This is a genomic window from Rhodococcus sp. KRD162 (assembly GCF_017168335.1).
Taxonomy (GTDB): domain Bacteria; phylum Actinomycetota; class Actinomycetes; order Mycobacteriales; family Mycobacteriaceae; genus Rhodococcoides.
This window is the reverse complement of the sequence record NZ_JABFAU010000050.1, coordinates 1-24,232: the sequence shown is the minus strand read 5'-3', so window position 1 is coordinate 24,232 and position 24,232 is coordinate 1. Positions and strand designations below refer to the sequence as shown.

Annotated in this window: 41 protein-coding genes and 1 pseudogene; 31 read left to right on the top strand and 11 right to left on the bottom strand. The window is 62.1% G+C overall.

Annotated features, from left to right (window positions below; translation table 11 throughout):
• The first annotated feature begins 63 nt into the window (after positions 1–63).
• The 8 genes and pseudogenes from J1M87_RS25590 (at position 64) to J1M87_RS25560 (ending at position 3,517) form a co-directional block, all read left to right on the top strand.
• A complete protein-coding gene (locus J1M87_RS25590; protein ID WP_206492530.1) occupies positions 64–321 on the top strand; it encodes a hypothetical protein in 258 nt (85 codons plus the stop codon).
• Between the two features lie 75 nt (positions 322–396).
• A complete protein-coding gene (locus J1M87_RS25585; RefSeq protein WP_206492529.1) occupies positions 397–711 on the top strand; it encodes a hypothetical protein in 315 nt (104 codons plus the stop codon).
• A 78-nt stretch (positions 712–789) separates the two neighbouring features.
• Positions 790–1,142 (top strand): annotated as a pseudogene (locus J1M87_RS28895) (hypothetical protein); the annotation flags it as partial.
• 129 nt (positions 1,143–1,271) lie between these two features.
• Positions 1,272–1,475, top strand: a complete 204-nt coding sequence (locus tag J1M87_RS25580; RefSeq protein ID WP_206492528.1) for a cold-shock protein — start codon at positions 1,272–1,274, stop codon at positions 1,473–1,475.
• A 122-nt stretch (positions 1,476–1,597) separates the two neighbouring features.
• Complete coding sequence (locus J1M87_RS25575) at positions 1,598–1,918, top strand: hypothetical protein (RefSeq protein ID WP_206492527.1); 321 nt, start codon at positions 1,598–1,600, stop codon at positions 1,916–1,918.
• 150 nt (positions 1,919–2,068) lie between these two features.
• A complete protein-coding gene (locus tag J1M87_RS25570) occupies positions 2,069–2,383 on the top strand; it encodes a WhiB family transcriptional regulator (protein ID WP_206492526.1) in 315 nt (104 codons plus the stop codon).
• A 242-nt stretch (positions 2,384–2,625) separates the two neighbouring features.
• Positions 2,626–2,979 carry a hypothetical protein gene (locus tag J1M87_RS25565; protein ID WP_206492525.1) on the top strand — a complete coding sequence of 118 codons (354 nt, stop codon included), beginning with the start codon at positions 2,626–2,628 and terminating at the stop codon, positions 2,977–2,979.
• Between the two features lie 43 nt (positions 2,980–3,022).
• Positions 3,023–3,517, top strand: coding sequence for a hypothetical protein (locus J1M87_RS25560; RefSeq protein ID WP_206492524.1), 495 nt, complete (start codon positions 3,023–3,025; stop codon positions 3,515–3,517).
• Here the strand turns inward: J1M87_RS25560 and J1M87_RS25555 are convergent.
• The 4 genes from J1M87_RS25555 to J1M87_RS25540 all read right to left on the bottom strand — a co-directional run bounded on the left by J1M87_RS25555 (position 3,510) and on the right by J1M87_RS25540 (position 7,225).
• A complete protein-coding gene (locus tag J1M87_RS25555) occupies positions 3,510–4,142 on the bottom strand; it encodes a hypothetical protein (RefSeq protein ID WP_206492523.1) in 633 nt (210 codons plus the stop codon). The genes J1M87_RS25560 and J1M87_RS25555 overlap by 8 nt on opposite strands.
• Positions 4,139–5,698 (bottom strand): RNA-directed DNA polymerase, encoded by a 1,560-nt coding sequence (locus J1M87_RS25550; protein ID WP_206492522.1) that lies wholly within the window; start codon positions 5,696–5,698, stop codon positions 4,139–4,141. The genes J1M87_RS25555 and J1M87_RS25550 overlap by 4 nt, the downstream gene beginning before the upstream one ends.
• Before the next feature lie 166 nt (positions 5,699–5,864).
• Positions 5,865–6,407 carry a kinase gene (locus tag J1M87_RS25545; protein WP_206492521.1) on the bottom strand — a complete coding sequence of 181 codons (543 nt, stop codon included), beginning with the start codon at positions 6,405–6,407 and terminating at the stop codon, positions 5,865–5,867.
• Positions 6,404–7,225, bottom strand: coding sequence for a GntR family transcriptional regulator (locus J1M87_RS25540; RefSeq protein WP_206492520.1), 822 nt, complete (start codon positions 7,223–7,225; stop codon positions 6,404–6,406). The genes J1M87_RS25545 and J1M87_RS25540 overlap by 4 nt, the downstream gene beginning before the upstream one ends.
• Before the next feature lie 279 nt (positions 7,226–7,504).
• Between J1M87_RS25540 and J1M87_RS25535 the strand changes: the two genes are divergently transcribed.
• The 10 genes from J1M87_RS25535 (at position 7,505) to J1M87_RS25490 (ending at position 12,049) form a co-directional block, all read left to right on the top strand.
• The gene (locus J1M87_RS25535) at positions 7,505–7,825 is read left to right on the top strand and encodes a hypothetical protein (RefSeq protein WP_097388464.1); all 321 of its coding nucleotides are present in this window, start codon (positions 7,505–7,507) and stop codon (positions 7,823–7,825) included.
• 79 nt (positions 7,826–7,904) lie between these two features.
• A complete protein-coding gene (locus tag J1M87_RS25530; protein WP_206492519.1) occupies positions 7,905–8,126 on the top strand; it encodes a hypothetical protein in 222 nt (73 codons plus the stop codon).
• Positions 8,127–8,145: 19 nt separating this feature from the next.
• Positions 8,146–8,337 carry a hypothetical protein gene (locus J1M87_RS25525; RefSeq protein ID WP_206492518.1) on the top strand — a complete coding sequence of 64 codons (192 nt, stop codon included), beginning with the start codon at positions 8,146–8,148 and terminating at the stop codon, positions 8,335–8,337.
• A 22-nt stretch (positions 8,338–8,359) separates the two neighbouring features.
• Entirely contained in the window at positions 8,360–8,692 is a 333-nt protein-coding gene (locus J1M87_RS25520) for a hypothetical protein (RefSeq protein ID WP_206492517.1), read from the top strand.
• Positions 8,693–8,710: 18 nt separating this feature from the next.
• Positions 8,711–8,968, top strand: coding sequence for a hypothetical protein (locus J1M87_RS25515; RefSeq protein ID WP_206492516.1), 258 nt, complete (start codon positions 8,711–8,713; stop codon positions 8,966–8,968).
• 275 nt (positions 8,969–9,243) lie between these two features.
• A complete protein-coding gene (locus J1M87_RS25510; RefSeq protein ID WP_206492515.1) occupies positions 9,244–9,672 on the top strand; it encodes a hypothetical protein in 429 nt (142 codons plus the stop codon).
• Positions 9,620–10,111 (top strand): hypothetical protein, encoded by a 492-nt coding sequence (locus J1M87_RS25505; RefSeq protein WP_206492514.1) that lies wholly within the window; start codon positions 9,620–9,622, stop codon positions 10,109–10,111. The genes J1M87_RS25510 and J1M87_RS25505 overlap by 53 nt, the downstream gene beginning before the upstream one ends.
• Positions 10,108–10,929, top strand: coding sequence for a hypothetical protein (locus J1M87_RS25500; RefSeq protein WP_206492513.1), 822 nt, complete (start codon positions 10,108–10,110; stop codon positions 10,927–10,929). Before J1M87_RS25505 ends, J1M87_RS25500 begins: the two co-directional genes overlap by 4 nt.
• 72 nt (positions 10,930–11,001) lie before the next feature.
• Positions 11,002–11,823, top strand: a complete 822-nt coding sequence (locus J1M87_RS25495) for a DUF5131 family protein (RefSeq protein WP_206492512.1) — start codon at positions 11,002–11,004, stop codon at positions 11,821–11,823.
• Positions 11,824–11,881: 58 nt separating this feature from the next.
• Entirely contained in the window at positions 11,882–12,049 is a 168-nt protein-coding gene (locus J1M87_RS25490; RefSeq protein WP_206492511.1) for a hypothetical protein, read from the top strand.
• Between the two features lie 44 nt (positions 12,050–12,093).
• On the opposite strand, the gene J1M87_RS25485 is transcribed toward J1M87_RS25490, so the two are convergent.
• Positions 12,094–12,468: a hypothetical protein gene (locus J1M87_RS25485; protein ID WP_206492510.1), complete on the bottom strand. Its 375-nt coding sequence runs from the start codon at positions 12,466–12,468 to the stop codon at positions 12,094–12,096.
• Between the two features lie 413 nt (positions 12,469–12,881).
• Between J1M87_RS25485 and J1M87_RS25480 the strand changes: the two genes are divergently transcribed.
• The 8 genes from J1M87_RS25480 to J1M87_RS25445 all read left to right on the top strand — a co-directional run bounded on the left by J1M87_RS25480 (position 12,882) and on the right by J1M87_RS25445 (position 16,983).
• The gene (locus tag J1M87_RS25480) at positions 12,882–13,124 is read left to right on the top strand and encodes a hypothetical protein (protein ID WP_206492509.1); all 243 of its coding nucleotides are present in this window, start codon (positions 12,882–12,884) and stop codon (positions 13,122–13,124) included.
• 11 nt (positions 13,125–13,135) lie between these two features.
• Positions 13,136–13,390, top strand: a complete 255-nt coding sequence (locus J1M87_RS25475; protein ID WP_097388475.1) for a hypothetical protein — start codon at positions 13,136–13,138, stop codon at positions 13,388–13,390.
• A gap of 22 nt (positions 13,391–13,412) precedes the next feature.
• Positions 13,413–14,291 (top strand): AAA family ATPase, encoded by an 879-nt coding sequence (locus J1M87_RS25470; protein ID WP_206492508.1) that lies wholly within the window; start codon positions 13,413–13,415, stop codon positions 14,289–14,291.
• A gap of 43 nt (positions 14,292–14,334) precedes the next feature.
• The gene (locus J1M87_RS25465; protein ID WP_206492507.1) at positions 14,335–14,565 is read left to right on the top strand and encodes a hypothetical protein; all 231 of its coding nucleotides are present in this window, start codon (positions 14,335–14,337) and stop codon (positions 14,563–14,565) included.
• On the top strand, positions 14,562–14,813 hold the full coding sequence (locus J1M87_RS25460; RefSeq protein ID WP_206492506.1) for a hypothetical protein: 252 nt from the start codon (positions 14,562–14,564) through the stop codon (positions 14,811–14,813). The genes J1M87_RS25465 and J1M87_RS25460 overlap by 4 nt, the downstream gene beginning before the upstream one ends.
• Positions 14,814–15,395: 582 nt before the next feature.
• Positions 15,396–15,893, top strand: a complete 498-nt coding sequence (locus tag J1M87_RS25455) for a neutral zinc metallopeptidase (protein ID WP_241257460.1) — start codon at positions 15,396–15,398, stop codon at positions 15,891–15,893.
• Between the two features lie 236 nt (positions 15,894–16,129).
• A complete protein-coding gene (locus J1M87_RS25450; protein WP_206492504.1) occupies positions 16,130–16,405 on the top strand; it encodes a hypothetical protein in 276 nt (91 codons plus the stop codon).
• 278 nt (positions 16,406–16,683) lie between these two features.
• Positions 16,684–16,983 (top strand): hypothetical protein, encoded by a 300-nt coding sequence (locus J1M87_RS25445; protein WP_206492503.1) that lies wholly within the window; start codon positions 16,684–16,686, stop codon positions 16,981–16,983.
• Between the two features lie 85 nt (positions 16,984–17,068).
• Here J1M87_RS25445 and J1M87_RS25440 read toward each other — a convergent pair whose 3' ends face one another.
• Positions 17,069–17,227, bottom strand: coding sequence for a hypothetical protein (locus J1M87_RS25440; protein ID WP_206492502.1), 159 nt, complete (start codon positions 17,225–17,227; stop codon positions 17,069–17,071).
• Positions 17,228–17,239: 12 nt separating this feature from the next.
• On the bottom strand, positions 17,240–17,707 hold the full coding sequence (locus J1M87_RS25435; protein ID WP_206492501.1) for a hypothetical protein: 468 nt from the start codon (positions 17,705–17,707) through the stop codon (positions 17,240–17,242).
• 494 nt (positions 17,708–18,201) lie between these two features.
• Between J1M87_RS25435 and J1M87_RS25430 the strand changes: the two genes are divergently transcribed.
• The gene (locus tag J1M87_RS25430) at positions 18,202–18,720 is read left to right on the top strand and encodes a hypothetical protein (RefSeq protein ID WP_206492500.1); all 519 of its coding nucleotides are present in this window, start codon (positions 18,202–18,204) and stop codon (positions 18,718–18,720) included.
• A gap of 135 nt (positions 18,721–18,855) precedes the next feature.
• Here J1M87_RS25430 and J1M87_RS25425 read toward each other — a convergent pair whose 3' ends face one another.
• Positions 18,856–19,092, bottom strand: coding sequence for a hypothetical protein (locus J1M87_RS25425; RefSeq protein WP_206492499.1), 237 nt, complete (start codon positions 19,090–19,092; stop codon positions 18,856–18,858).
• A 214-nt stretch (positions 19,093–19,306) separates the two neighbouring features.
• On the opposite strand from J1M87_RS25425, the gene J1M87_RS25420 reads away from it, so the two are divergent.
• The 3 genes from J1M87_RS25420 to J1M87_RS25410 are packed head-to-tail and all read left to right on the top strand — an operon-like array spanning position 19,307 to position 20,030.
• Positions 19,307–19,522, top strand: coding sequence for a hypothetical protein (locus J1M87_RS25420; protein WP_206492498.1), 216 nt, complete (start codon positions 19,307–19,309; stop codon positions 19,520–19,522).
• Complete coding sequence (locus J1M87_RS25415; RefSeq protein WP_206492497.1) at positions 19,522–19,686, top strand: hypothetical protein; 165 nt, start codon at positions 19,522–19,524, stop codon at positions 19,684–19,686. Before J1M87_RS25420 ends, J1M87_RS25415 begins: the two co-directional genes overlap by 1 nt.
• Positions 19,683–20,030: a nucleotidyltransferase family protein gene (locus J1M87_RS25410; RefSeq protein WP_206492496.1), complete on the top strand. Its 348-nt coding sequence runs from the start codon at positions 19,683–19,685 to the stop codon at positions 20,028–20,030. The genes J1M87_RS25415 and J1M87_RS25410 overlap by 4 nt, the downstream gene beginning before the upstream one ends.
• Before the next feature lie 249 nt (positions 20,031–20,279).
• Here the strand turns inward: J1M87_RS25410 and J1M87_RS25405 are convergent, their stop codons facing one another.
• Positions 20,280–21,482, bottom strand: a complete 1,203-nt coding sequence (locus tag J1M87_RS25405) for an RNA-guided endonuclease TnpB family protein (protein ID WP_206492495.1) — start codon at positions 21,480–21,482, stop codon at positions 20,280–20,282.
• A 622-nt stretch (positions 21,483–22,104) separates the two neighbouring features.
• On the opposite strand from J1M87_RS25405, the gene J1M87_RS25400 reads away from it, so the two are divergent.
• Positions 22,105–22,914, top strand: a complete 810-nt coding sequence (locus J1M87_RS25400) for a hypothetical protein (RefSeq protein WP_307830926.1) — start codon at positions 22,105–22,107, stop codon at positions 22,912–22,914.
• A 563-nt stretch (positions 22,915–23,477) separates the two neighbouring features.
• Here J1M87_RS25400 and J1M87_RS25395 read toward each other — a convergent pair.
• Positions 23,478–23,822 carry a transcriptional regulator gene (locus tag J1M87_RS25395; RefSeq protein WP_307830924.1) on the bottom strand — a complete coding sequence of 115 codons (345 nt, stop codon included), beginning with the start codon at positions 23,820–23,822 and terminating at the stop codon, positions 23,478–23,480.
• Between the two features lie 229 nt (positions 23,823–24,051).
• A partial coding sequence (locus J1M87_RS25390; protein WP_206492493.1) for a hypothetical protein occupies positions 24,052–24,232 on the bottom strand: 181 nt, incomplete at its 5' end.

Genomic DNA, 24,232 nt, shown 5'->3' with positions numbered 1-24,232 from the left:
TAGTGTGATCAGAAGTCAGGCGGAGCGATCGCTTCCGCCGCCACCTTCCCAGGAGAACCATTCATGGACCAACGCGACATTGCCGGATACACGTACAAGGCCGAGAACCTCATGCCCGAGAAGTTGATCGAGGTACTGATCGCCGAAGGAACAGCGAGCCCGGGCGCCCGCGGAATGACGTCGGAGGAACTCGTCGACCAGCTCGCTGCCGAACGGGGGATCGATCGCCTCGACCTCTACAGCTACGACAGCGGTGATTTCCCCAAGCACATCCTCACCGAAGAGGTCGGCCCGGACGACAAGAACTGGTACAAGCCCTGACCGTTTCGGAACGGAAACAGCCACTGGTGCCGCGAGATCCGGCGCCACTCCCCACGCGACGAGAGTGAACAACAGATGAGCGGTCTGGAAATCGACGGCGTAACCAAGTTCGACAGCAAAGAGACCACCCGCAACGTGTGGGTGTTCGACTCCACCGGCGGCGGCTACGACGCCACCCAGGTCCGTGACGAAATCGAGGACGGCGACATTCTCCTTGTCCCGTCGGAGAACGTCGCCGGATACCTGTACCAGGCGTGGCCGATGGCCGTCACCGAGGACAGGGGTGAATTCCACGGCTACGCCGACGGCGTCGTCGCCGACGACATGCGGGTCTCACACGACACCGCTGTCGACGTCTGGAAGGAATACCAGGCCGCAAACGGCCGCTAACTGAACCACCGGGCCGGTGCCAGCGACGGGCCATTCGCAGGCACCGCCCTTCGCATCCGCAGCCGACGCCGTGTCGTCATCGCTGCGTTCGCTGTACCGGCCAACCAGCTGCCCTCCGTCATGTTCTCCACTACGCACTCGGGTCCGAAGTTCGACGCCGACCAATACTCGGAGCGCCTGGCCATCGTGGCCGAGCACGCTCCCGGGGCCCGCAAACCCGATCCGCCAGTGCGTGCAGTGACTTCTCCCGTCACGATGTCACGGCCCGAGGCGCCCGGCACGTCCCTGCAGGGTCGATTTCGAGGACGTCCAGCGGCAAGATCGCTCGCCGCACGTGTAAAGCGAGCAATATCGAGGAAACACTACGAGGGAACCAACACCAGTCCCAACCATCCTTAACGCACTGCGGCACTGCACCTTCGACCCGGTGACGAGGCCATGTCCGGAAAATTACCTACAAGCCCCCCCGTTTCTCGGGACACGATCGAAACGGATGGCAAACTCAGAGCCCGGCGACGAGGAAACACCCTCGGCGACGAACCGCCCAGGAGGATACGGACATGCTCAAAGGCACAGTGAAATGGTTCAACAGCGAAAAGGGATTCGGGTTCATCACCCCAGAAGGTGGCGGCGCGGACGTGTTCGTGCACTACTCGCAGATCGCGGTGTCCGGTTACAAAAGCCTCGAGGACGGCGAACACGTCGAGTTCGCGATCGGTGACGGCGCCAAAGGACCGCAGGCCGTCGACGTCCGCCCTCTCTAATGGCGGCATCGGATTCGCGCGACGAGGCGATGACGGCGCTCCGACAGGGGGATTGGGAGTCGACGTCGACGGGAATCCGATGGTTTCGAGAACATGCCACCGGAGACACCGACTTTGGTGTCGTGGCCGAAACACTGCGATTCCACGATCTGGTTCCGATGGGTATCGCAGCCGAAACCCTCGTCCTGCGCTACGGAATCCCCGGATTGTCCGAGGTCATCAACTACCTGGTGTCCGACGGCATCGAGTTCAACGCCCACGAATACCTGCTCGGGGTGATCGAGGACCTGTACCACCAAGAGGACGTACCGATCCGCGGGATGCTCATTGCGATGGCCTCGGACAACCGTTACGTCTCGCAGCGATTGGCTATCGCGGAGATGCTCGACACCCCGTACTTGGCAGCTGACATGCAAGGAATACTCAAGGAATCGCCAACTTAGCCCAAGCAAATGCACGAAAAGTACGGCGGCACAACCGAAAGTCCCACACGCCACACGTCCCCAAGAACGAACCATGCGCTCCCGAGACCCATATAGTCGAAGTGGCACAACAACAGCCACCCGAACTCGTCGGGAACAGGGGAGGACACCATGGACGCTGAATCGACACTCGCGCGACTGATTTACCCGACCCTCGGCCGCGTCGACGCCGCCGAGGACAGCGACGACGAGGCGTGGCGCTCGTCAGCGCTTTGCGCACAATCGGATCCCGACGAGTTCTTCCCCGACAAACAAGGCCGCGGAGGCTCCGCCCTAGCCAAAAGAGTGTGCGCTCGCTGCCCCGTCTCCGCCGAATGCCTCGACTTCGCGCTCGAGAACCACGAAGAATACGGAATCTGGGGCGGAAAAACGCGTCGCGAACGCCGCGCGCTGCGCTCTACTCAGGCAGTCGCCGCCGCATCGTGACGTCGTCTGTGAAGCGACGAACTAGTGGCAGTGTCGATAATGGCGTGGCGCGGCGAACCGCTCGTTGAAGTATCCGGAACGAGAGCACGTGTTTCCGTCATAACGCTCCTTCGGGAGCGGTGATTCTCGCGGTCGCAGGATTGGCGCTGCTGGCGCACTCGATGGCCGGTCGCTGAGACCTCGGCCCGTAGCGATCCGCGAACGCTCACGGGTCCAGCGGTGAGCCGGTCTATGGTGCCTGTATGACGAAAAGTGGGGGAGCGGTACGCAGCTGGGTCCTATTCGGCCTGGGCATCGTCCTACTTGCGGGCGCATACGGTGCCTTCAGCGTCCTCGGGATCGGCTACACCTCGGCCGAATTGTGCATCGTCAGAGCGCTCAACGACATGTCGGCAAGTGGGACCACCGAACCGTTAGCGAAGGCGACCAGGCTCTGGCTGCCGGTCGTCGGCTCCTCCTGCACGTGGGCACCCGCCGACGACGTCCGAATAATTCAGTACGTGTTCGACACTCCGGCATCGGTATTCGCTGTCGCAGGCTGGACGATGATCGGTGCTTCCTTGTTCTCTCGACGATCCGCCAACCGTGTGATCTGATCGCCGAGAAGCGCACCGCACCGACAGTGCAGGAGGAAGCGCGATGGCCGAAGTCTACGGACGCATGATGGTCTGGTACTCGGCGATCTGGATCTGCGGAGCGCCAGTCGATTACAAGGGTGATCGATCACCCTCACTCATTGGCGGTGTCGACGACTTCGTGACGATCAAAGCCCTCGCCAACGATGTCTATGCCGGTGTCCGAGTCGTCACCAGCGAGACAGCGTTGCCCGTCGACAACCAGGAGCAGTGGGACCGCGTCGAACAGCGACCGGTGACGTTCCACGCCCCGCCCTACCTCATGGTTTCGCTCACCGAACCCGGCTTCCTCGTCGACCCCGCCCTGCAAGACCTCGGCCTGCCCGCTGGGCACTACATGCTTCGCTGCTACTCGCGGGGCAGCGTTGCGGCCGGGCGCGCGTACCCGTACGGGGCGCCGCCACGCGACGAACAAAGCGACGACCCCGCGTCCTTCATCCAACAGTTCCGGATCGAATTCTGGCCAGCCTCACCCGACACCGGCGCGGCGATCACGTAGTCGCCGCAGCAACAGCCAGCGCGGCTTTCTTGTCCTTCAGAATGGTGTCGAGTTCGAGGATGAAGCCGCGGCAGAACTGAGCGACGTGTGCGATCGTCTCCTCGGTCAGTACAAGCCGTGTTCCGGCGACGGTGATTTTGTGTTTGCTGAGCTTGTCTTCGAGTTCTGTGCGGTTGCCGCGCTGCTGTTTCCAAGTGAGGTGGCCATGGCCGTGGGCAACGGCGTTTCTCGCATTCGTCAGGTCGAGGAGTTGAGTCCATGTCTTCCGGGGAACCGCCAGCCACGAGTAGTAGGCATCTCTGATGCCGTTCCATGATCCGGTGGCGCGATCGTGCGAATCGTCCCACATTGCCTGTACTGCAGCATGATCAGAGACAGTGTTCGGAATCAGTGAGGCGATTTCTGTGAGAAGGCGGGCGGTGCAGAACGATTCGGTGATCGACAGAAACCGGATGAGGGTGGCTTGGCGCTGAATTTGGACGCGGTCGACCCGTGTTGCAGGCAGCCTCCGCGGTCGGCTTCCGTGCGCCGTGATCGCGTCGATGGACTCCTGGTGGGCTGCCAAGGTGTCATTGATCAGATTACGCGAGACTTCCGCGTCCTTTGAGACTGTTGTGCTGGTCATTGCGGGTCCGGGAGGACTAGGCGATCGAATTTGCTGTCCGCAACTTCGTAAGCCTCCTCGGAATCGAGTCTCCCGAGAGCCCAGAGAACCGAGAGGCGGTGCTCCGGGGCGATGCGACCGTAGGCCTTCTTCAAAATCGCGGTATTTCCCAAGCGTAAGTGTCCGAGTGCTTCGGCAGCGGCGGCAGCAAGGACGTCGGACGATTCGTCTTTCACGCATTCTTCGAGCCATCCGACGATCTGGGCGGGATCTGCTGCTGGCGGTTTCCATTGAGGTCGGAGGGCGTTCGGAGATCCGAGAACGGATGCGAGCCACACCTTCTGCCACTCACTGAGCCGATCTGACCGCACCTGCGAATATACGGCCGCCTGAGCGTGATCGACGAGGAATGAGCCCGACGCGGAAAGGTTTCTGAGATAGGCCGCAAGCTGTGGCGTCAGATGTGGTGCTGTCTCCAGAAGTGTCGGCAGTGCGATGAGTGGCCCATTTTCACCCAGTAGCCCCAGCCCCGGTAGCGCCTGCCCGAGGAAGCGTCGAAAGAACTCATCGGTGTGGCGGTCCGGGTTCGAGGCCCATGCCTCCCACACTCCGAGGACGAGAGTGCTGTCCTCCTCGTCGAACTCGGGTGCAGTGACGCTCTCGGCGTCGTCCGCGCCGGGCGTCGGGTCGGTAAATCGGCTGAAGTCTGGAGCGACAGGGGTTGGTTCACCCAGATCCTCGTACTCACCGCCCATGAGGAACTCGGCGGCCCGGTTGAGATCCATCTCCTCCAGCAGTGCAGTCGCGGCAGCGCTCAGCGGTTTCAATGTCGGCGCATAGGTCTCCCGTTTGTAGGTGCGGGTCTTCGAGTCGTTGAGAACCAAACCCAACGAACGCGCCGAGTTCGCACACAGTTCGAGCGACGCGCGTGCTTGCCCGAGAGACGAACACCCGATTCGGAAATCGTCTGCATAGACATACGTGTCGTATCCCTCGCGGATGAGGGTCCGTCGAATCGGGTCGATATACACGTCACCGAGAACGTCGCTGGAGGCGTGCACTTGAGGGATTCCGACTCTGGTGCCCATGACCTGTTCGAGAAGGTTAATCAGAGCGTTCACGGCGTGATAGTCGCCGGTTTGCGCCGTGAGTTCGTCCGCGAGCACGTCGTGGTCGATGTACTGGTAGTAGGCGGTGATGTCCGTAGAGCAGATGTATGTGTTGTCTTGGTTTTCGTAGGGTGCGGCTTCGAACTCGGAGTGAGGGCGCCGACTCTGCAGCTCGATCGGAAGTTGCAGGCGCAGCCGCTCAACCAGCGCGCGGTAGAGCACTCGGTCCTGCATGCGCCATTGGTTCAGTGGGCGCGAGCCCCTGACCTTGGGTGCGAGGACGACGCTGGCGGGCTTGGCTTGTGCGCCGCGGGCGAGTTCTTCTCGGATGAGCTTGGCGACTTTGTTGCTGCGAAACTTGAGTTCGGCGGTGACCGGTGTGGGTGGCAACAATCGAGTGGTGGAGTCCAGTTCCTTGACGACCGCAGCATCGAAGTCGAGTTCGCCGAGTAGATCCGATCGATTCATGGACCGGAGTATTCCCGATTACCTCGAGCGCACGACTTCTCACCCTGTTCGCGGCGTCAGTGTGCCTGGTGTGATGCTCTGCCGAAATCCGAGGGCGTGGCTAGCTTCTGGAGGCTGCTCATCTCGCGCCTCGTGGTTGCTCCGCGCGGGTGCGGTGCGCTGAGCGTCAGGAGTTGTTGTCTTGGACCAGGGTGTCTATCCACCGCGCGATCGCGTCCGGGGCGAAAGCAGCGGTCGAAACCCTGAGCGTGGGGCCGTGCAGTGGTGGGGTCTGGTCGTATGCGGCGATGCGTTCGGCGACGTCGCCGGTGCCGCGGGCGGTGACTCGTTCGATCATGATCTCGCGGGGGCACCACAGTTCGACGACGGTCCAGGAGATGTCCGGCGCTGCGGTGGTGACTGCGGGGATCGCGTCGGGCTGCCCGAGGTGCAGTACCGGGATCTGGTGGTCGGCGAGCATCTTGTCGAGATGAGGCCGGTCGGTGGCGTAGGTCGACGAGTAGCGGTCGTTGCGCCAGAGAACGTCGCCGCGGCCGGTGAGGGCGTCGATCGTCTCGATGGTGGTCATCCGGTACCCGTGGGTGCGTCCCGGGCCGGCTTTGAGGCGTTCGGCGAGTTGGTATGCGGGGTTCAGGTGTGTGAGCGCTGCGGTGATGGTGTCTTTGCCGGAACCGGGCGGGCCGTAGAGGAGCAGTGCGCGAGGGGTCACGTGGACGCGCCGATGGATGCGAGGAAGGCGCGGGCTTGGTCCTGGAGGGGTTCGGAGTCGGGGTCGTTGACGATGACTGTGTGGTCGAAGACTGGTGTGAAGCTGGTGTCGACGTCGGCGATGTAGCTGTTCCAGTTGGACAGTTTCCATCCGTCGCGGCCTGCGCCGCGGCGGCGTAGGTAGAGCTGCATGGTGTCGAGGGAGCATCGGACCCAGAGGACATGAACGTCGGCGCCTTGGGCTGTGTAGTGGGCGATGGTGCGGGCTGCCCAGGTCGGGTCCGAGAATTCGCGCAGATATGGCGCTGTGGCGATGACGGAGGTGCCGCAGGCGATGTTTTCGTCGATGGTGCTGGCGAGGGCCTCGTACTCGCGCGGACGGATGATCCGGACGTAGTCGTCTGATTCGCGGTCGTCGTAGGACCGGTCGAGGGTTTCGAGGGCTGCTTCGACGACGGGTCGGGTGATGGTGTCTTTGTCGATGATCGGCCAGTGGGTGAGTCGGGCGAGGATGCGGCCTAGTTCGCTTTTGCCGCTGCCTGCGTAGCCGCCGATGAGGATGACGTGGGGGCGGGTCGCGGAGGCTCGGAGTGCCGTTTCGTAGCCGGGGGCGATTTCGTACCCTCCGCGGGGGACGCTGATGATGACACCGGCGTCGACGAGCGTGCCGAGAGCTTGCGTGACGACTCCGCGGCTCACGCCCCATTGTTCTGCGAGGTTGCGGCTTGATGGCAGGACTTCGCCGGGCTTGTGGATGCCTGCGTCGATGTCGGTGTGGAGTGCTTGGGCGATCTCCCGGTAGCGGTGCCGCTGGGTCATCCTGTCGCTGGTCCTGTCGTGTGTTGCGCCGGTTAATTCTGTGTCGCCGACTAAGTGGTCTGTTCTGGTCCTGCAGGTGGTCGCAAGTGGTCGGTACTGGTCTTTCTGCACGTTACCAGGGTTGATGTGTGCGTTCTCGTCGGTTCAGGGATCCAAATGTGCGGTCGCCCGTTGGTTTCAATTTGGTTCCCCCTGTTGACAGGAGTTGGTTACCCCGATAGAAATGACCACAACAGGTCCAGAACAGGTCCAGTAAAGACCAGATCAAGACCAGGCGTTGTGACCAAGATTCAAGGGGATCTGACGATGAACACTCGACCGTGGTGCTACGACAACATCGAGGACTACGACCTCGACCGCAGCACCCTGCCGAAGGTCCTCGTCGCCCGCAACGCGTGCCTGAACTGCCCCCGCCTCATCCAGTGCCGCCTCGACGCCGCAGCCCTCCGCGACAAGGGCACCCCGCCCCAGTCCCAGGTGCTCGGCGCAGTCGCCTACGGCCATGACGGCAAACCCCGCGACGGCGCCGCCCTCGTCAACTACTTCAACTCCCGCAAGCCGGAGAAATCCGCGCCCCCATACGTCAGCAAGATCTGCTGACGCTTCACAGAAGAACAGGCTCCCCCCGGTGCCAGCCGGGGGGAGCCGACCCCCAACAGCACGCCCAGGAGGCACGCCAATGTCGTACAACACCGACACCGCCAAGGTCGGCGATCGAATCCTCGTCGCCGAACCGAACCGCGACCCGCTTGTCATGACGGTCTGGCACATCAGCCCGACCGGCGACGGTGGGCGCAAGTACTCGGCAGGGCCCCTCATTCACGCGCACATCAAAGTGGGCGGATACGGGATCGCGTTCGATGCGCACAGTGCCGTCACCCAACACATCACCGCGGCCTGACCGCGCAGGAGCAACCGACATGGCCGAGCTTCTGAACTTCGACGAATGGAATCGCGCTGTCACCGCGCGGATCTGCGCGAACGAGGACCCCGTCACTGGGGCCACGGTGCGCCGCGAACGTTCAGGGGCGTCGGCCTACATCTATTTCTGGGACGACTACCTCGCAGACTGTGCGGCCGAGAACCGCGCGTGTGAACCGAAGCCGTTCTAAGTCGCCGACGGAAGGAACAATCATGCTCGTCATCTCCACGCACGCAAAAGATCTCACCGAACACGACACCATCGATCTGGCTGATCCACTCGAATGGCTCAGGGGGCATACCGACGAGTCGATGGTCCTCGATTCACCGCTGGCATACAGCCGGGAAAACTTCGTCGTCGCCGACGGCATCGTGTTCGACGAATTCGCTGTCGCACGCGACATCGCCGCCATCGACTACGCCACCATCTACGAGCTCGAACGGACGGAGCACTCCGTCACCGGTGAGCCCGTGGTGATCATCCGCAACAGCATCTACGACCTCGCCGTCCCCGCCACCTTGCCCATTCCGCGCATCACCAGCTGAGAAAAGGACCCCGCCATCATGTCGATCACCATCGAGTACGTCGAAACGCGAATGAGTGCAGTCTCTGTGGACCGCGAAGAGATACGAGTGTTGTTGTGCCAGAACGGACAGAAACCTGCCAAGCACTACATGGACTGCTCGGAGAGTGAACTGATCGCCGAGCTGCAGGACGAGCTGACCGCGGGCCGAGTATCCGAAATGCCCACCGCGCTCGAACCTCTCGTGGACAACGTCGCCGAGATCAGCCACCGCGCCTGGACCGTCACCGTCAAATAACCCAGTTCCATGCACCCGGGCTGCCGAGGGTCGGCGCCGCACCCACCGCAAGCGCCGACCCCGCATCCCCTCCACGTTCGATCGGAGTCCGCCATGAACGAGACCGCCCACATCATCTGCGAGACACCACCGGCCGCGCAGCCAGGAATCCACGTCGAGTGCCCATTGTGCCGTTCGTTCACCTTCATTCCGCAGTCGCGCCTCACCTTGCCCACGTTCGACTGCGAGTACTGCCACCACACATGCAATACCGATCCGACAAGGAGACCAGGGAAATGACTGCCGCAGAAGCGAAGTGCATCCTCGACCACCCCGACGACTTCGCTGCCGAAACGATCACTCTCGCCTCGCTACACGCTCGACTACTCGCTGGAGGCGGGGCCGCGATGACCACCGCCGCACCGACAGCTGGTGAATTACCCGCTCCAACAGCGCATGAGGACCCTCCCGTCCCCACAACACCCAACGCGGCAGCCCGGCTCGTCGAGCGCGCCCAACATCACGTCGACGCCTGGGCCGACACCGGCGACGGCTACCGCAACCTCGGCAAACGCCACGTTCTTCAATGCCTGTGGTGCGAGGAGTATTTCGGAGGCAGAACCAAAGCCGACGCCCTGGTGAACTACCGCAAGCACGAGAAGGAGATGAGCGATGTCGCCCACCGCGCCCACGCTGCACAGTTCGACGCCGACCGCCGCGCCTGACCCCGCGGTGCTCGACCTGATCGCCGCCGAACTCGGCAAGCACATCCCGGCCTACCTCCGGGCTCACGACGGCGAACCCGAGTTCCTCGGTTGCTCGGCATGCGAGTGGGGCGGCGGCGAAGACGAGTTCGAACGGCATCAAGCCGAACGCGTGATGGAGGTGACCTACCTGTCGCCCGGCTCGGCAACGTCCGCAGAACTCCGATCCCGCATCGTCGACCTCGAAGAAGACGTCGCTCGCCGTCAGGCTGGCGCCGAGATCATCGGCGCCCTGCACGCCCAGGTCTGCGACAGCGTCCCCACCGCGGTCGGTGTGGACGTCGCCCCGGACGGTGACGCCGACTGGGCCGCGATCTTCGAGTGCCTCGCCGAACTGGGCGCCGACCGCGACCACTGGAAAGAACGCGCACTGCGCGTAGAAGACGAGGCCACCGCATGAACGCCACTGAACTGCTCGCCGTCCTCTCGCGGCACTACAACGCGCCGAATCGGCCCAAGGGTTGGCTTTTGGCGCCGGAGATCGCTTCTCCGCGGGGGGATCGCCGCGCTGACCTCATTGCCGCGCCGCTCACGCTCTCAGGTGAGAGCATCATCGTCGGCCACGAGCTGAAGGTGTCCCGCGCGGACGTCCTCGCCGAACTCGCCAATCCCACCAAGCACGACGAATGGGCGCGACACTGCCACCGGTGGTGGCTTGTCGTCGCGGATCCGGCACTGGTGGACGGTCTGGACATTCCCGCCCATTGGGGTGTGATGGCGCCGCCCTCCGGCCGTCGGACGCGTTCGATGACGGTGCTCAAGCCCGCGCCGCGGTTGGATCCTCTTGCGTCCTCGGACGGGTGGATGAAGTTGGCTCGCTGGCAGTCGTTCCGTGCCGACGCCGCAGTCCGGGACGCTACCGCGACGACCGTGAGTCAGAGCCGGGAGATCGAGCGTCTCAAGCGCACGGTCGAGGAACTCAAAGATGCTGGCGCGGATATTGCGCTGTCCCCGCTTCGGCAGAGCGCGACGCAGCTCCTCGAGAAGATCGCCGAACGAAGGTCCCAGGAACAGCTCTGGGGATTCGGGGACCTTGACGTCATCGTCGACGCCGTCCTCGACGTCGAAGGGACACGCCGCGCAGCCCGGGAACAACGTCAACTGGTCACCCGCGTGCAGCGAATGTTGGCACCGGCGATCGAGTCGATGTCAGCAACCCTCGCGCACGCCGAAAAGATGGGCGGCGAGGGCCCGGTCACAGCGAGTCGCCGAACCTGACAATTGGGTGAGCGGTAAACCGCCCAAACCAGATATCTTCAGATCAATCACACGCCGGGAAGGAGGAGAGCAATGAGTACCGAGTCGAAGATCGAATGGACTGACAGAACCTGGAATCCGACGACAGGCTGCTCGAAGATCTCACCCGGCTGCGACAACTGCTACGCGCTCTCCCAGAGCAAGCGACTCAAGGCGATGGGCGCAGCGAAGTACCAGACCGACGGTGATCCGGTCACCAGCGGACCTGGCTTCGGGGTCGCATTCCATGACAGTGCTCTGACCCTCCCGTTACAGTGGCGCAAACCCAGGCGAGTGTTCGTGAACTCGATGTCCGACATCGGGCACGCCCAGATCAATGACACGCAGATCGCCCGCATCTTCGCGGTCATGGCGGCGGCGGAGCAACACACGTTCCAGGTGCTCACGAAACGCCCCAAGAGGATCGCAAAACTTCTGACTCGGCAGAGCTTTGTCGAGCAGGTCCACGACGCGTACGCGACGCTGCCGCAGAACACCTCTCGTGTCGGCGCGCCCGTGTGGCCGCTGCCGAACGTGTGGATGGGCACCTCGATCGAATCCGATGACTACTGCTGGCGCGCGGACGAGCTACGAGCTACACCTGCTGCGATGCGGTTCCTGTCGTTGGAGCCGCTGCTCGGTCCGCTGCCGAGCTTGGACTTGACCGGAATCGACTGGGTGATCGTCGGCGGTGAAAGTGGTTCCGGGCACAGGGATCTCGATTTGGACTGGGTGCGCGATATTCGCGATCGCTGCCTCGGCTGCGCGACTCGCTTCTTCTTCAAACAGGTCGGCGGCGTGAGGGCTGCAGCCGGTGGCCGACTTCTCGACGGCCGCACCTGGGATGAAATGCCTGAACTCGCCGGATCCCGCTGACGGTTCCGCTATCTGCCAACTGCTGTGAACAACACATATTTCGACGGAGGACAACACGATGATGATGCTCATGATCACCTGCGACGGCGGCTGCCTCACGCACATGGAAACCCAGACGGAGCACGGCGACAAGTGCAGTGACATCGATCGTGAACTCGAACTGGGGTGGATTCACCAAGGGGAGACGGACTACTGCCCGAACTGCGCGAAGAAACTCGCTCGTTGAGTCTCGGGCGGTGAGGACATGATCGCCCTCACCGTCCGAGATGTTCAGCGGAAGTCTTCGCCGAGATCGATTTCTACTCCGTCGACGACGAAGGCCGTTGCGGTCGATTCCGGATCTCGTTGAATCCTGAAAGCCATCTCTGCCGCTTCCCGGGGGCTCTCAGCCTCGATGGGCATGCGCCATTCCACATTGAATTCCTGCATCGGCGTCCTTCTGATATGGGGGGTTGCGTGCCGAAGTGACACGCGGTCAATGATAGTTATGAACGCCAATGGCGGCGACCTCAGCTTACGTTCACATCTTTTCCGGAATATCGAAAGAATGAAGCCATGTATCAGAAATGTCTCTTCGAAGGTGAACATCTCATCATTGCCGAAGCGGCGAGCGATGAACGGGCAATCGGGATGGAACTTGCTCACCAAGGACTTGTCCGCGCAGTGACGGTCGGCCTATGGAACCGATTCATCATCCTCCGTTGGAAAGCCAATAAATGACGACGCCACAACCGTTGACGTGCACTGCGTGCGGCGAAACCGCGAAACCTGCCGTCGACGAAAAGTGCTCCGGCCCTGCCGAAATGGTGACTCTGCCCGCGGGGTGGACGAGCAGTCACGACGAGACGTACTGCCCCATTTGTGCGGACGTGCGGGCTCGTACATGGGGACTCGACGCCTGATGTGCTGAATTCTGAATCTGTCGGCCTGCTGTGAATCGAACCAGAATTTAATGCCGAAACTGGTCGCGCATTAATGCCTTCGAAAATGTTACGGTCAAAGAAATCGATTGCCATTCACAGTCCGAAAAGGCTATCTTCCCGGAAGGAATTTAATAGATGTCACAGGCGCGTTGGATCGACACTTTGATCGACGAAAAGGGCTACGACCCGGAACATGTATTCGAGGTCGAAGGCCCGAGTGGCATCAACACCATTCCCCTCGGAGTCGTTATCGAATCATTCAAAAATGCTTCCTCGGACGAGCAGCTCGCCATCAAGAAGAACTTGATCGCACTCGACTTCCGTGCGGCCGACCTTCTCGAATACTTCGGCAAACTCGCCGAAGCGCTCGCCCGGTGAGCACGGCGACAATGAGTACCGACCTCATGGATTTCGACACCTGGATCGACAACTTCGTCGTCCGGCGCCGCTACGACCTCAACCATCGGTTCGAGAACCTCGGAACGGACGGCAACCGCAGTGTCCCGCTCGGGGCGATCGTCGAACACTGCAAACGCACCGGCCCCGACGACAAGGTCAAGATCCGGGGATCGCTGATCAGCCTCGATCTCCACGGTGACCCCCTCGATCACTTCCAACGCCTCGCCGCCGCCCTCGCCCCGTAACCGACACCAGGAAGGCCACGACATGACCGCCAGCACCGCCGCTGCCGCTGATCTGCTCACACGCGCCGACCGCGCCCTGGACGATCTCGTCGGTCGCGAGAGCATCAAAAGCGCCGTCCACAAGATCTGCCACACCGCCGAACACCGCGCACCAGGAGTTGCGCAGCCTGGCCACCTGGTGTTCACCGGCCCGCTCGGCACCGGCAAATCCGCCGTCGCACAGATCATCGCCGACATCTACGCCGGGACCGGCATCATCACCTCGCCGACCGTGCACTCCGTCAGTGACCGAGACCTCGCCGGACGGTACTGGGACGACCCCCTCGCGCAACTCCACAAGGCCGTCGACAGTGCACTCGGCGGCATCCTCTACGTCGACGAAGCCAGCCGCCTCAGCGTCGGCGCCACCGGCGTCGTCGATCCCAGCGGCCCAGACGTCATCGCGGCGCTACTCGACGCCATGGACACCCACGCAGGGAACCTGATCGTCATCCTCGCCGGATACGGCGACGAAATCGAGACCTTCCTCGCGGGCAACGAACGACTCGCAGCACAGTTCCCGACCTCCCTCGACTTCGAGAGCTACAACGCCTACGACATCGCCGAGATCACCGCCGTCATCGCCGCCCGCGCAGGCATACGGCTCACCGCGAAAGCGAGAGCCGCGATCCGCGTCGCCGTCCAAGTTAAAATCGACCACTCGCTCCCGCGGAAATATCCGATCATCGACAGATTCGCCAACGCCCGCCTGTCCCACCAGATCTACGTCCAGGCCAAGGAACGTCGCACCCAGCGACTTGCAGAAATGAAGCCCGACGACATCACCAGCGCCGACACCCGCACACTGGACGTCGCCGACGTACAAGCCGCCACCACACGCATCCTCGCCAAACTTCACTGACAAGACCGTACCGACACGAGAAACAAGGAAAGGCCGAAACATCATGAGCGACAACAGCTACAAACTGTGCCACCGCTGCGCGACAGCCATCACCAACGACGACTACAGCGCCTTCGACTTCGACAACGCCGAGAAAGCGAAGGAGAAGGCCATCGACTTCGTCGAGAAGGCCGGACTCATCGTCATCGACGTCGACGAAACCGAACTCCGTGGATCCTGCGACGCATGCGGCGAGGACATCGACGGACCCGGCCACACCGCGGAACCCCAGTGACACCCGCACTGCCGCACACCTTCACCGAAGGCGACGCGACCTTCACTGTTACCAGTAACCACCCCGGCTACTACGACATCACCGTCAGTGGCCCCCAGGTCGCGCTCGTCATGCCCGGCGGCGGCGACTACACCATGAACATCGACGGCACCCGCGGCCGTGTCCTCGACACCGCTGAACTGCACACCGAAGTACTCGACCGCTGGAAGATCGTGCTCCGAGAAACCGCCGCCCCGCTCCGGCCCTGAACGGGAATCACCGATCGCAGGAAGCGTCGCCGTTCGGCACCGACTCGAAGGTGTCGAACGGCGACGCCACCTTGTTCGTCTCGCCACCGTTGTGTGCCCCGGACCTGCTGTGGGGCTGAGCTTTTACGCTCGACACCGCTGACGCAATCTGTCGGTGGTAGCGATCTCCATGAGGCAAAACACACTGAACCACGGCAACGAGCCAGTTACCTGTTTACGTCGAGGTACGTATAGAATCGTTCCGAATAGAGGGGACGGAACGAGTGACGCCGAGCAAGAAACAAGCAGCCCTGATCGTGGTTACGTCAATCCTCGCAATAGCCCTTGTGGTGCTCGCAGCGATACCTCTCACGGGTCTGGCGATTACGAAACTAGGCCAAGCAGACCACACTCGTCAAAGCGGCGAAATAGACGCCACCAGTGGCATTCTCACCGACGGCACGATGACATTCTTCGACCCGGAATGCGTGCCCCTCCCATGGGTGAAGCGACTCGACGAGCAGAAAAAGTACGCGGAGAAGATCATCTCGTGCATGGACGCGAATGTGGAGACCCGCGATCGACCAACAGTTCCACAAGGGGATGTCGATTCCCACCGTCATCCTCGATTCCCCCAATCGGCCCGGCGAATACATCTGCGGCAAGACCGAAGCCGACGAAGAGACCAGCTTCTACTGCAACTCGAACCACAAAATCCGGATCTGGAAATACCGGGGGATGACCGAGCACGAAATGGCGCAGACCGTTGCCCATGAGTACGGACATCACATCCAGAACCAGATCGGAGTGGAAGAATCGTTCAGACGAATGCTCGCGACGGTTCAATCGGACCATCGCGCGGACAGAATTTTGCACAAAAGGTATGAGGCGCAAGCGGAATGCCTCGGCGGTTTCACTTTCAAGTATCTACTGCCCGAGATGGCGGACCAGTTCCTCGCTGATCATGACAACGGCCCCGAAGGTGAAGACATCAACGACACCCATCCCAGTTACGCAAACAATCGGATGTGGTTCCAGAGGGGGATGAACAGCATCACCTCGTGTGACAGCTGGTCCGCCCCAGAATCAGAAGTCCTGTGACAGTAAAAAACTTCGACGTACTCGTTGAACTGGAGATGCATCGCACCTCCAGTCTCGCTGTCAGTGCGTGCTTCGCCGTCGTGGTCGTCTTCCTCGCTCCTCCATGCTGGAAGCGGCTCAACACAATACGTAAGGGGCGCCGAGACAGCTCATACGTTCGGTCCACCATCGCGATGTGTGCGGTGTGGGTGTTGATCACAACGGGCGGAATAGCTTTGATGGCCCATGAAGGATCCGTGAATGGCGACCGCTGGCGGAAGCAGGAAGCCCAAGCCATCCACGCCCAGACCGGGCTGACGTTGACCCCAGACGGTGTGGCACACCTTCCCGGGGTGCAACCCACCAAAGGATTCGTGACCCCCGCCGTGGACAAGGACGACGGTGTGTGGATCTGCGCCATAGACACACTCATCCGAGTCAGCGATGGAAAATGGTGGAGCAACCCACCTTCCGGCAAGTTCGATCCATACAAAGACGGAGGAGTGCGACTCCTGATGAACTGCTCCAGATAGGTTGCAGACAACATCGTGCCCGAAACCGGCGAGTGGATTCAGCGGAGTCGACTATCGAAGTCCGGCAACGAGAATGACCTCCGCCCGACTCGCCCACGCCTAGAAAACGCCCGTATCCCCTGAGCTTGCCCCTGCGCGCCGTCGCTCACTCCCGACCACCGCTGCAACAGCATTCGCGGCCAGCGCTACGTCCCCGCCGTCGCCGTCGACGAGGCAACACCACCCGCCCACAACGCGGTAACCTCATACCCAGACCACGACCAGTAAGGAACGACGACATGAGCACCGGATTCAACAACATCGCCGAGATCAAAGCCGCAAACGAGGCCAAGGGCCACAGCTGGTTCTCCCAAGAAACCACGGACTACCACGGCGCCAAGGTCGAGACTGACGTCATCGGCGGGTTCTACTTCGTGGAATCGAACGATCTGAACTTGGGGGAGCCGGAGAGCGGACGCGCCTTCCGGGCCGTCGGCGCCAGCCCCGAGGGTGCCGTGCAGTACCTCAAGGGCGGCGACAAGTTCGCAACCCTTGAAGAAGCGGTTGCCTACATCGACGGCGTCATCGCCGACCGATAGCGCACACGACACCGCCAGACAACAGTGGCGCCGCACCCGAGACGGGTTGCGGCGCCACTGTCGTTCAACGCTGTGGGTGCGGAGATCAGGTGTCGGCGTTGTCGAGCTGCGCTGCGACCCACGCCCAATAGCCGAGTCGCGTGTCTCCGTCGGCGACCTCGTGCTGCCAGTCCCGCGCCGGGTGTGAGGGATGCTCGCCCCACACGCCGAACCGCTCGACAAGAACTGATTCGTTGTGTGCCATGAGATCTCCCCTCTAGATGTGGTCGAACATGTACGGCGCGTTGAAGGTGCCCGGATCGCAAATGTTGATCAACGTTGCACTGAACGGCCACAGCGTCTCGTCCCAGTACCTTTGGAACTTCGTCGAAAGACCGGGTGTGGATGTGAGGATGACCGCGAACCCCGGGTCCTCGCCAAGGGTGGATGTCTGCTCATCGGTGCTGACCTCCAACGTGGAGGTGTCCAGACCGCTCTCCTCACTCAGATATTTCCGCAGGTACGTCTGCAGACGCTCTGCCCCACTCGTGGTCAATTCGCCGTCACTGTCGACGATTCCGTCTTTGAGACCCAACTGGCGGTGGAACGCCAAGGTGACACCGAAGATCGCGGAGACCGCTCCGTCTTCGTTGATCTCGACCTCGAACCGCTCGTCGTCCAATGCGAGATCGAGGTGCGAAAGGGTGTCGTTCTTGAGGTCGGCGATAGTGGCCGAAAAGTCCATGTTCTTTCCTGTCGTCGTCGTGGAGGTACACCCAGAGAGCGGAGCCGCAAGAACGGTCCGCCGGGTACTGAAACACGGTGTGGAACAAGTGTATCGACGAAAGCGAGTGCTCGGTCAGGCCTGCAGTGCGGGGCATTCGAAGATGCGGGCGCGATGCGGGCTGATCAACACGGTCAGGCCCGTGCACGTTCGATAGGTCGGAGCGCAGGCAGGCCGTCTCTGTGAATCCCGAAACCCGGGGGAGGGGTCGGTGGTAGCGGAAAAGTAAGGACGACAACAGGGTTGCTGGCAAGTAACATTCTCGATACCAGCCCAGGGACCCAGCCGAACCGTTCGCGTCCCATTCGAACCTGAACCGAGCCTGCAGCAACAGGCGACCGAACTTGCCCAGTAGTCCGCGCCGACCTCGGCACCGGAGAGAAGGGGATCGAGAACATGAGTCACGCCCCGCATTGCACCCGCACCACAGCCAACCTCCGTACACGGGTAAGCCGATGAAAGACATGGCAGTCAACGCGTTGATCACCCTGTCCGCGCCCCACGGCATCGCCGGACCCGACGTCGTCGCCCTGATCCACTTCGACGCCGACGGCGTCGAAAACGAACTGAGCCAGATCATCTGGCGGGACGGCTACCGCAATGTCTACGCCGCCTTCAGCGATCAACCGTCGCGGCACTGGGGTCAACTGTTCGCCAACGCGAAAGCCACACTGCCCAACGAAATTGCCCATATCGCCTACGAAGTCGAACAATCGCGCCCCGTCGAAGGTTACGGAATCGTCTGGATCGGCGAAATGACCCTCACCGCCAACGAAATGGGCGACGGATCACGATGGGACTGCGACCGCGCGTACTCCGTCAACCCGAGCGGGCGAGTCGCGCGGATCGACAACCTCGACACCGGCGCAACACGACCTCGGAGACGGCGCCACGCGCGGCGGCGCAAGTCCGAGAGCATCTTTCGGCACTTTCACCTCGTCGGTCAACACTCGGCGGGACCCGTGCCGCATTGACCGAACGCCCATCGCGACCCGTCACACGCGCGCTGCTCGTGCGTGAACCGCCCCGCGACTACGCGCGCTTCACGCCGACACGTGTCGCGGCCTTCCTACGATGCCCCGCCCGTCACGGGCGGGGCATCGCCCCTGTCAGCGTCCGCGCGCAGCCACTGTTTCCGCGATCGTGAACGGCACACCCACCCGCGCATCGAAGTCCTCCAGGTGCTGGTCGAACATGGGCTGCAAAGACAACGGCAGAACCTCGCGCACAGCGCCAACTCGCTCCGGTGTCGCAGCGGCATGAAAAGTGATCACCGCCCGCTGACGGTGGCCGGGAGGGGCCGGTGCCATCGTCGTCACGGACGCCTCGAGGACCAGAGGATTCATTGCAGTGCCTCTCGTCGGAAACATGATCTGGCGGAACAGAAATAGCCGATCCGAGAAGCAGGATACTGCCGAGGCTGCACCCTCGAGCGCACCAACACGCATCGTCCCCGGAGGCCCCGACCCCGCGACCACCGCCGAGCGTGAACCGGTAGCGTAAACCTCATCCACCCGCGGCCGGACAGCCACGAACCCACAGACGGAGACAACCCCTACGATGATCACGATCGACGAAGCCAAAGAGGCATCGCGCAACTACACCGCCGAACCTAAAGAGCCAGGCGCCGGATACGCGAAATGTGCAGTGTGCCAGAACAACGCCGGACATCACGTACGAGTGCTCGGCCCACTCGTACCGTTCTGCACCAACCACCTCCCACCGCACACCAAAGACGAGTTCGGCACCTACCTCCTCGACGAGGGCGGCAAGTGATGAAACCCGGCGACACAGTCACCATCGGCGAACACGGCGCATCAGTGTTCAAAGTCGTCGCAGACGGGGGACCAGACCACCTGATCATCGAATCCGTCGAAGACGCGCCGGGAAAGTACCAGTTCCCCTCGCGACGTGACGGACTCTTCCCGCACCAACCATGACCGGTGACCCGGAGATTGAGCATCACAGCGGCAGGCCGCGAACAGCCGACACCGACCGCCTCCTCGCCACCCTCGCCGCACACCGGTCCGGTCTCCGGGATCTCGCCCACACCTACTGCGCCCGCGACATCCATGTCTTCGGATCCGTCGCCCGCGGCGACGCAGGCCCGCACAGCGACATCGACCTGCTCGCCAGCTTCAACGGCCCGGACTACGAGCAATTGATGGCCATGCTCGGGTTCGCAGAGCAACTCACCGAACTCCTCGGCGTTGCCGTCGACGTCGTCGCACGTGAGCTGTCCGTCGACTTCGTTCCCGGCCCGACCATCGCACTCGAGATGTGACTGCCATTCCTGTCCCTGGTGGTGTCGCGACAGTAGTGGGTTTTTGCGATAGTTCTTATGGCAGAACATCAACGCACGTTCGAAGGACATCGTCATGGGCGCGGATCACAACAAAGGAACGCGCGTGGGGGACTGTCCGCAATGCGGTGGAGACTCCCGAGCCGCAGCTTCGCCGGGTGGCGGAACTCTGGGACAGCGCGAGTGTATCAACTACCTGGCCCTAAAGGGCCAGGTTTGCTGCTCACCGACCTAGCTGGATGCTAGAGCGGTGGCTGCTTTAGGCACGGTTGATTGAGCGGCCCAATACTTTTCATGTCCGAGTGCAGCGATGTTGTGGGAAGCATTGTGGTCCGCGTGCGCGGCCCACCCACATTCGCGGCACTCGAACCGAGCTTGCCTGCGGCGATTCTTCGCATCACAGAACCCGCACTGCGAACAGGTGCGGGAGGTGTTGCGCGGGTTGACCACCGCCACCGGAACACCCACCATCTCTGCCTTGTAGGTGAGGAAGTCCCGCAATTGCGCGAAGGCCCAGCTGTGTACCTGTGCTCGTTGTTTCTTGGCCAGCCGTACCCGATCGCGGATACCCGACAGATCTTCTATCGCGATACCGCGGCCGGTGCGTTGCGCCTGAGCAACAATATGTTTCGACAATTGGTGATTGATATCGGTGGCGAACCTCTGTTCCTTCCGTCGCCGAGTCTTCAACTTCCGCTTCGCGGACTTCGTGCCAACCTTCTGCAAGGCCGTCCGCATCACCTGGTTCTTCTTCCGGCGAGCGGTGACAGCACCGCCGGACCACCGCACATCAAGTTCCGTGGGGTCGTCATCGGTGGTGACCGCCAGGTTCACGATCCCCAGATCCACGCCCAACCACCCGTCAACCGGATCCTTCACCGGCACAACCGGCGAGGGTGCAGGTTGATCGACGGTGGCATACAGGTAGAAGCAGCCGCCGCGGTAAACCAGATCCGTTTCACCCTGGCGGTCTGAAAGGAGTTTGAGTTGCCACGGCGCGCACACGAACCGCACACCCCTCATCCGGCCCGACACCGTCCAGATCGACACGGTCGACGAATCGAGTTGCCAGGACAAGCACCGATCGTCGAACGGTTGCGCCGCCAGCGGCCGGAACCGCACCGCGGTACCGGAGACTGCGGCATACCGTTTCGAACCTGACTGACCGTAGTTCCCGGCATTGAGGTTCGCTTTCCGGGTGGTGTACGCGTCGGCAACCTTCTTGATCACCCGGACCGCGGGCTGCGCCGACAACCCGAGTGCCTTGATCTGTGTGTACACCGTCTTCTGCAACGCGAACGCACGCCGATCAGAAGAGTGTTGGGCAACATCGGAAACAACGTCGGCGGCGGCGTTACAAGTGAGTAGCGTCTGCTTCAACGTGGCAGCTTGCTCGTCGGTGACGGCGAGTTTGACCATCACGATCCGTTTCACTGCCGCCACCGCCTTCCGAAATCGGGTCTACGCCTTCACTTGCCCGGACATTGCGCTAGGAACAGATCCTTGCAGCGTGGTACGACACGTATTCGAATCCAGTCGGGTCCATATCCCACCGTCGTATGCGAACCTGCGGTCTACTGCGCAATTCAGAGCGGCTTCCTCCCGGCCCTGAAGGGCCAGGCCTCCGCCGATAGGTCAGGTGAACGAGCCGACTCACCGGTTCCGAGTACCGCCACTGGTGCTGCTCCTCGACGAGTTCTACGCCAGCATTCCGCTTAGGCAGCCGCGTCGGAGATGTCATCGCCGCAGCGATGTTGTCGCGCATCCCGCAGCAGTACATGAGATTTTTCGGCGCCCTTGTCGGTATAGTCGACGACGTGGTCAGTAGCTAAGGCCCACCTGGTGCGCGACGACGGTTTGGTCGCCGGACGACTCGCGCTTTACCAGGCCCACCTTTCGAGGTGGGGTGGCGTGGCAGGTGTTCAACTGGGACGTTAAATACCTGCCACGCTGTAGCTTTCACACACCACGAGACGGGTACCGGGTGAGGAAATACACGCTTTCAGTCGACGGTGACACGCGCCTTGACCCAGAAGCCGGTAGCGACACCAGCTTGGTGTCCAAACAAGGCGAATACCGCTCCCGCCACACCTACGACGACCGTGCCGACGAGCGCAGATCCGCGCGCGGACTCGACCGCACCGTCGAAGACGGCGCCTACACCCGCGCCCGCAAAGACTTGGAACGCGCCTACCCCCGCTCGGCCGTCAAAGAAGTCAACGAACGCAAACGCCGACCGCTACCCATCCCCGATGCGATCCGCCTCCCACCATCCTCACGTCAACGTAAAGCGCGGTCGGTCGCCAAACATCAAGCGCAATCGAACCTTTCCCGTATCGGATACCGCGAGACACACCGGCTGATCACCGACGCACAGACCTGGGTGGGCGTCGGGGACGCACTCACCGAGGTCGGCGGCGACGCCCAGCTACTGCCCGAGGAAGCGCGGGCGCAAGTGCAGCGCATCGACCGAGCCATCCAGACAGCGGAACGTGGCAACGACCGCGGCCACGTCGTGTACTGCGCGGTCTCGTTGCCGCACGAGCTGCCGGAGCAGCCACAGAATTTGCCGTCGACGCTGCAGGAAGGCGCACGGATAGAGTTCGACCGATTCACCATGACCACTCACGCCATTCACGAGCTGGACGAGGTCATCGGGGACCAGGAGGTGGTGTTCGAGATGGAAACGACGCGCGGGATGTACCTGGGCCGCTCGGATTCTGTCGACGACACCGCGCACCTGCTTCCCCGCGGATTGCAGTGGGATGTGGTTGGCGCTCACGAGGGCCGGTACCAGAGACCGGACGGGTCGTTGGCGAGATGTCGGATCGTACAGTTGCGGGAGATCGCAGAGGAGCAGCCCTGATGGGTTTCGTAGACGACAAAGGCCGACCCGAGCTGGTGGTCAGCCATGCGATCAAGCTGGGGATGGCGTTCTTCAAGCCTGTACCGCCCGTTGAGCCCGCACCGGAACCTGCTCAGGCTGCGGAGAAGCCGAAGCGTGTGCGACGCTCGACGGCCGTCACAGAGCCGACGGCGACGAACCCGACCCCCACGGAGAAGGCGACGCCGGTCAAGCGGCGGCGTAAAGCCGCTGATCCCAACGCGTCCGGACACGAAACGGCGACCCCCGCGAAGGCGGTAAGGCGACAGGGTGCTACTGCCGCGGCGACAGAACCGAAGCAACCGGCAACGAAGAGCGCCGCAGCATCGAAGAACACAGCGGCGCCGCGGTCCAGGAAACAGAAAACCGGAGGTCACCCATAGGGGTGAAGCCTCCGGCTCATCCTGGTCATACGCAGTGACGATGACTATACCGATTGCCTCAGGTGCTGGTGTGCAGGCGTGCCAGCTCGCGAGGCGAGGACGCGGTGGTGATATCGACGCCGCTTTCGGCTTTCCCGAGTTCGACAGTGATCGATTCGTCGCTCAAGCATCATCCTTCGCGAGCTGCTCAGTGTCAGCGGATTTCGCTCGTGCACGTGTCGATGGCGTTGCCGCACTCGTAGTTCGGCGTGTCCGTTTCGGGTCGGAGATGTCCGTGCGGGCGCCACTTCCAGGACGATTCTGTGCCCATTCGATGATCTGTTTGCGACTGAACAGAAGCGTGCGTCCGACCTTCTTCACCGGTGCAGGTGCCAAGTCTCGGTAGACGTACGAGCGGAAGGTCTGGGCCTTCATCACCGATTTCGTTTCGGCCTCAATAAGCGCCACGGCTTCCTGGGCTGTGACCAGCTTCGGTTCGGACACGGCAATTCCAATCTGGGTGTTCATGGTCTTCGGACTGCGCTTCTGTCGTCACTCTACAGCGTCACGCTGCTGGTCAGCCTCCATCCGAACGGCCGCTTTGCCTTCGCTGCCAGTGTGGTCAGACGAGGAGGGGGCGGGCAGATATAGCCAGTTCAACGGCGGTGTGAGCGCCGAGCTGCCACATTTTCGTTCACTGAGGTGATGTCGGTGGGGTGGCGGTTGAGTGTCGGTCTCACCGCCTATTCGCAACCCGCTAACCATGCAGCGTGACGCCGTAGAAATGCCTCACGTGACCTTGCAGCGTCACGCTGCGAACAGTTGCTCTTGAACCTTGCAGCGTCACGCTGTACGGTTGGCGCTCAGACAGCCACCAACGAAAGGCAAAACAATGACCAACCCCACCGCCACCACCCGCACCAGCCACCGCAACACCG